The 6,007-nt window shown below is 45.2% G+C and carries 6 protein-coding genes; 2 read left to right on the top strand and 4 right to left on the bottom strand.

Annotated elements, in window-relative coordinates; genetic code table 11:
• The first annotated feature begins 318 nt into the window (after window positions 1-318).
• A complete protein-coding gene (locus ACRC32_RS10845; protein ID WP_438553967.1) occupies window positions 319-780 on the top strand; it encodes a hypothetical protein in 462 nt (153 codons plus the stop codon).
• A 74-nt stretch (window positions 781-854) separates the two neighbouring features.
• Here ACRC32_RS10845 and bioD read toward each other — a convergent pair whose 3' ends face one another.
• Window positions 855-1,544: a dethiobiotin synthase gene (gene bioD, locus ACRC32_RS10840; RefSeq protein ID WP_438553966.1), complete on the bottom strand. Its 690-nt coding sequence runs from the start codon at window positions 1,542-1,544 to the stop codon at window positions 855-857.
• Window positions 1,545-1,658: 114 nt separating this feature from the next.
• Window positions 1,659-3,548, bottom strand: a complete 1,890-nt coding sequence (locus ACRC32_RS10835; RefSeq protein ID WP_438553965.1) for a protein kinase domain-containing protein — start codon at window positions 3,546-3,548, stop codon at window positions 1,659-1,661.
• A gap of 456 nt (window positions 3,549-4,004) precedes the next feature.
• Between ACRC32_RS10835 and ACRC32_RS10830 the strand changes: the two genes are divergently transcribed.
• The gene (locus ACRC32_RS10830; protein WP_309476435.1) at window positions 4,005-4,997 is read left to right on the top strand and encodes a ribose-phosphate pyrophosphokinase; all 993 of its coding nucleotides are present in this window, start codon (window positions 4,005-4,007) and stop codon (window positions 4,995-4,997) included.
• Between the two features lie 184 nt (window positions 4,998-5,181).
• Here ACRC32_RS10830 and ACRC32_RS10825 read toward each other — a convergent pair whose 3' ends face one another.
• Window positions 5,182-5,613 carry an NUDIX hydrolase gene (locus tag ACRC32_RS10825; protein WP_438553964.1) on the bottom strand — a complete coding sequence of 144 codons (432 nt, stop codon included), beginning with the start codon at window positions 5,611-5,613 and terminating at the stop codon, window positions 5,182-5,184.
• A gap of 8 nt (window positions 5,614-5,621) precedes the next feature.
• Window positions 5,622-6,007 (bottom strand): DUF3531 family protein (locus tag ACRC32_RS10820; protein WP_438553963.1); only part of this gene is annotated, 386 nt, incomplete at its 5' end.

The raw sequence follows: 6,007 nt of genomic DNA, 5'->3' as shown, positions 1-6,007 counted from the left end.
GGCAAGTCACAATTTGGTCAGTCATAATCAGGAGCAATCTAGGTACTGTTGCCCATAGCTCTAACTGTACTTTTGGGCTACACTGCTGGACTAGGCTTCTATATAGGCGCGAGTGGTTTTGCCACTGCCAGGTGATGATGTAGAAACAACAGATTTTGTTCTTGCACTGTAATCTTTGCTATTTGTCAATCAAGTTTTATTAATTTTTGTAAATCATACCAAAAATTTGCTCGCTTGCATCACAATACCAGTAAAGATCGATCGCCCATAGCAGGAAACTAGGTGAGAAAATATATATCTGAGTAGATTTTCCCTAAAATGAGACGTAATGCGATCGCAATTAAAAAGTTTCCCTGGATTTCTCTAGCTTTGCTGCTAGCCACTTATGGTATTATCGGTTGGCAGCTATCCGCGCTCGAAAGTCACTGGATATTATGGATACTCGCTGCTGTAGCAACTGTGCTACTAGCTGTTGCCGTGTCCTCTCCGTGGTCGAAAGTCAGAGACGGCTTTGCGAGTTGTTTTACGTCTGATAGCAAGGCTTTTTTAGTTGCTGTTACGATCGCTTTTTTTAGCGTTGTCATCATTACCTGGCTGCATATTTTCGTTCATATCCTCGTCGTCTTGTCTGCGAGTATGCTAGTTAGGTTAGACGTTCAAGTCACGCGCTGGAGCAGTCGTCAGAGTTTTTGGTTGATTGCGATCGCTTCTCTGGTTAGCCTAGCAGTGGGGGCATTCGTGCATATAGGGGTTGAGCCACATTTGACAGTTATCGGTTGATAGTTTTTTGTCGTGGCATTTCAATTGTTATGCCGATAGCGATTTGAGCAGCAGTCTTCACAAATGACCGATGACTAATGACTAATGACCAAAGGCATCAACCTTTCTAAATCCAAATCCGAAGCTGTTTGAGCTAATTTATTTAAATCTTGCGGATTTTCTAAATAAGGCAAACAACCCAATATAGGAATATTGGTCAGAGATTGAATTAAATCAGTAGGTGTCAATTCAGCAATTTCTGTCTCAGAACGCGGCTGGGTACAATTAAGCACGATGCCGCGCAAATCGATCCGAGATAATTTTGCTAGAGCAACATTTGCCACAGATTGAGCGATCGCCCCCAATTTTACCGGAACTACTAGCACTGTTGGCAAGCGCCAGGAAGCAGCTAAATCGGCAACGGTTAACTCCTGCGTTACAGGCGTACCTAAACCGCCTAAAGCTTCGACAATCACCCAATCCTTTCTTGCTTGCAGACTTTGTAAGGCTTGCCAAACAATGCCCAGATCGATTTGTCTTCCCTCTTTCGCAGCGGCTACAGGTGGGGCGAGGGGTGCGTCAAAATAGAGCGGGGCAATTTCTTGGGGTGATTGATCGAGAGAGAATAGACTAGTATACAACTCGCGATCGCCCACACCTGCTTGCATCAACTTCATCACACCCACAGCACGCTGAGGTTGATATTTCTGCCCGTAAGCAGTTAAAGCCGTAGTCAGAACTGTTTTGCCAACTTCCGTATCAGTCCCCGCGATCAGAATTATCATCGTAAATTTTAGATTTTAGATTTTGGATCGATTTTACTCCCTCAGCCTCCCCAGCTCCCTCAGCTCAAGAGCAGCTCTCTTCTCTCCTGCTCCCTGCTCCCTGCTCCCTTGTCCCTACTTATACACCCCCACATTCACCCCAAACTCAACCTCGTTATTAGCTAGAGGCACGACATCTATCTGATATTGTCCGCTACGCTGTACTCGTCCTTGCCAGTGAAATTCATTTTTTCCCTTCAATACATTGCCATCGGGGTCGCGCACATCCAAGGTTACCGCTCCTCGCGTCACAATGACCGATAACTGCTGTCCCTCTTCCAAATCGACCAGATAGCGCTGAATTTGCTGCCTGCTGGTACGACCTGACACCTGCGTTCTACTCTGTCCCTCGGCAAAGTTAATCGTTTCTGTTTCAGCCGTAGGAACTTCTACCCCAGGATTAGCCGGAGGTGAGGTAGGTAGTGATGGTGTGGGTGTAGCTTTAGTTACGCTTTCCAGACTTAAATTCAGTTGGTATTGACTTTCATCAACACCAGGCGCGGGAGTGAGTTGAACCGTGTAGATTCCGGTTGATGGTAGCGTACCTTGATAGCTCGTCACCTGGCTGGCATCAGCGATCGCTTGTTTATCTGGACCTAATACTGTAAGTAACACCCCTTCTTGTGCCAATGCAGCACTTAGTTGTTGCCCTCGTTCGGCAACAAACGTGTAGTTAACCGTATCGTTAGCTCTCAGGCTACCTGTAACGTCGCTGCTGCTACCTGGGACTAAATTGAGCACCTGACTGTATACGACTGGCGATTGGTCGAGTGTGGGTGTTGGCGTAGCAAAGGGAGTAGGAGAATCGGGTGTGGGTGTCTGTTGGGCGCTGGGAACGACTGGCGAAGGAAAATTCTGCGGAGTGGGGGGTTGCGATCGCTCAGTATTGCGACCGAGCATAGCAGACATAATCGCCCAACCGCCAATACCTGCTAAGACAGCGACGAGCATTAAAACTGGCACGATTAACCAAGTTTGATTCCAGCGATTTTTAGAGGTGGTAATAACTGGATCGGGTTTGGTCGAGGATGCAATCAGGTCGGGATTGCTAGCAACAGCCAAAGTTTGTACCGTTGAAATCGGTGTGGCAGGCGATTGGGCAATTTGGGGTTCGATCGCTTGCAGCGCTTTGGCGACTTCGGCTACATTTTGGTAGCGATCGTTTGGCTTGTAACTTAACATTCGGTTTAATATCTGAGCAAATCCAGGCATAACTGTCGCCCATCGCTGCCAGTGCCAGACTAACGTGAGATCGTCAAACAATTCCTGTGGCTCTCGACCTGTCAGGAGTACGACTGCGGTTACGGCTAAGGCATAAAGATCGCTGCTGGGATAAGCTCTGCCAGTTTGAATTTGTTCGCTGGGAGCATAACCTAGTTTACCTACTGTGGTTGCTTGAGCTGGATTACTATTGGAGGACTGAAAGCGGGTCGCTAGCTCTTTAACGACACCAAAATCAATTAAAACGGGTTTAGCATCGCTTTCCCGCAAAATAATATTATCTGGAGAAATATCGCGATGGATAATACCACGCGCGTGAATGTGGGCGAGAACGGGTAGTAGTTGTTTGAGTAGATGGAAAACCTCTGCTTCGGAAAAAGTTTGCCCGCTAGCCTGACGTTCATCCAATAGCGTTCTATAGGTTTTCCCAGCCACATAATCCTGTACCAAAAATAAACGCCGATCTTCTTCAAAAGTGGCGCGAAACTGTGGGACTTGCGGATGTTGAATTTGATAGAGAATTGCTGCTTCACGTTGAAAGAGTTGCTGGGACTTTTCTAAGGCATAATTGTCCGCCTGCGCTGGAATTAATTCTTTTAAAGCGCACAACTCGTTAAACCGCCCGAGATCTTCTGCCAAATAGGTTCGTCCAAACCCCCCCTGACCTAGAACCCGATCGACACGATAGCGATTTTGCAGAACAGTACCAAGCTGGAGCGGAGGTTGTAGGGGAGGTTGATTCATAGTCTCAAGCAGGATGTCTAAAGGCAGGAATTTGATTTTGGGTTAGCAAGCGAAGGTTTTCTGCATCGATTTTGCCATTTCATTAACTATATCTGCTGCTTCCACGTTGAAGGGTTGCCGACTTCTCTCCTGTTATAGCTACTACCATCTCATTTTTGACACATAACACTTTGACGCATAACACATTGACGCATAGCACATATAAATAGGTTTCTCCGCTTGACAGAGCTACGTGCAGAGAATCTAAGTAGTTCTACTTAAGGTTTAGCGGTAAGTTTATCCGATCGCAATAACAGCGATCGCGGTCTTTCCAAGATTTCACTAAATCCGATCGAAAAATTGTTAAATTTTTAACTAATTTCATATATGCTTAATAATTAAATTTCTAGAAATTTTTCTAGGAAACACTCGATTCTCAAATGATAAGATGGAAGCGATCGCGCTTCGAGGATTACCGTGCTACGATCGGCAACTTTGAAATTGCAACCTGCTCCGATCGCAGTTGCAGATAACAACCGACTGAGATTATTTTCTGGCTCTGCCAACGTACCTTTAGCCCAGGAAGTTGCTCGTTACCTGGGTATGGATTTGGGTCCGATGATTCGCAAGCGATTTGCTGACGGCGAATTGTATATCCAAATTCAAGAATCGATTCGTGGTTGCGATGTTTATTTATTGCAACCAACTTGCAATCCCGTCAACGATCACTTCATGGAATTAGCAATCATGATTGATGCCTGTCGGCGAGCATCGGCAAGGCAAATTACAGCGGTACTGCCTTATTATGGCTATGCCAGGGCAGACCGCAAAACGGCAGGGCGGGAATCAATTACGGCGAAGTTAGTAGCTAACTTAATCACCGAAGCGGGAGCTAGCCGAGTTCTGGCAATGGATTTACATTCAGCACAGATCCAAGGATATTTTGATATTCCCTTCGATCACGTTTATGGCTCTCCAGTCATTATTGATTATTTAGCAAGTAAGCAGCTAACTGATATCGTAGTTGTTTCCCCAGATGTTGGGGGTGTGGCAAGGGCGCGGGCATTTGCCAAAAAACTCGACGATGCACCACTGGCGATTATTGACAAACGCCGTCAGGCTCATAATGTCGCTGAAGTATTGAATGTGATTGGTGATGTGGCTGGTAAGACAGCCGTGCTAGTCGATGACATGATCGATACTGGCGGGACGATCTCGGAAGGAGCGCGGTTACTGCGCCAAGAAGGGGCGCGTCAGGTATATGCTTGTGCTACCCATGCAGTGTTTTCACCTCCGGCGGTTGAACGGTTGTCTAGCGGATTGTTTGAAGAGGTGATCGTCACGAATACGATTCCCATTCCTCAAGAAGCGCGTTTTCAACAATTAACTGTGCTTTGCGTAGCTAATTTGTTAGGAGAAACTATCTGGCGGATTCACGAAGATAGTTCTGTTAGCAGTATGTTTCGCTAATTGCTAATTAAGTCTTCATTTCGGCGTTATTTGCAAGCGCATTATTATAGATAAAACCTGCCAGTGCGGGTTTTATTTTTTATGTCGCGCCAAGACGCGCAGCGGCTTCTTGTAGAGTAGACGCAAAGACGCAAAGAAAGTTACTAGACAAAACGAAAGTAGGAAGGGAACTAAGCTTTCAAGTTTATGCCAGATACTTGAAAAATTGCTCTGGCACAAGTCTTAATTCTCCCGATCTAAACCGATTGCACTCCACCCAAAGCGCACGTTTTTTGCGCTTTTTCTCCATAAAGGTTATTTCGTCCATTTGATAAAACTTTGGATCGACGAAATCGCATTCATAAACAAATAAAATTTCATGACCTGGTTGTCCGTTAAAAGTAAATAAATTTTCTTGACAATCGAGATATTTCATATTTTTAATTTCTGCTTGGAGTTCCTCTTGAAATTCTCGTTGTAGAGCTTCAAGACTTGTCTCTCCAAACTCTACGCCACCACCCAAAGCGCGATAAAAAGTTTGTTGTTTTACCGGATCGTAACCTTCAGAAATAAAAACGCGATCGCCCTGACGGACAATTCCCAAAGCTAAAACTCGGATTTCTCCTGGTTTATGCATATGAACTTTTAATTCCCATCGTAAATAAATCTAGAACGATCTTCGTCATTATCTTCTACAGTCCAATCGTCATTTTCGCCACCAATATATAGCCGTTCGATACTAACGTATTCTTGACTCAATTGCCGGAGAGAATTAATGAGAATATCGATCGCGATCGCGTCGCTCGTACCTAGATCGAACCAGCAGCGCGCCCAAGTTCCCTGATACTCAAATTCACCCATGTTGTGCATCAGCGCCATCATACTATCATCAGCCTGCTGCGTGTCATATTCCATGTAGCTGAGATCTAATCCTTCTTCTTGAACTTGTAAATTTTCGGCATTGAATCCACCTAATTTTCCTAGATAAAACCAGGATTGAAATACCTCCTCAACATACTGCTTTTCCATTG

Origin of the sequence: Chroococcidiopsis sp., assembly GCF_051657925.1 — a bacterium.
Classification (GTDB): domain Bacteria; phylum Cyanobacteriota; class Cyanobacteriia; order Cyanobacteriales; family Chroococcidiopsidaceae; genus Chroococcidiopsis.
The sequence above is the reverse complement of the archived record's forward strand: the minus strand, read 5'-3'. Positions and strand labels throughout refer to the sequence as shown.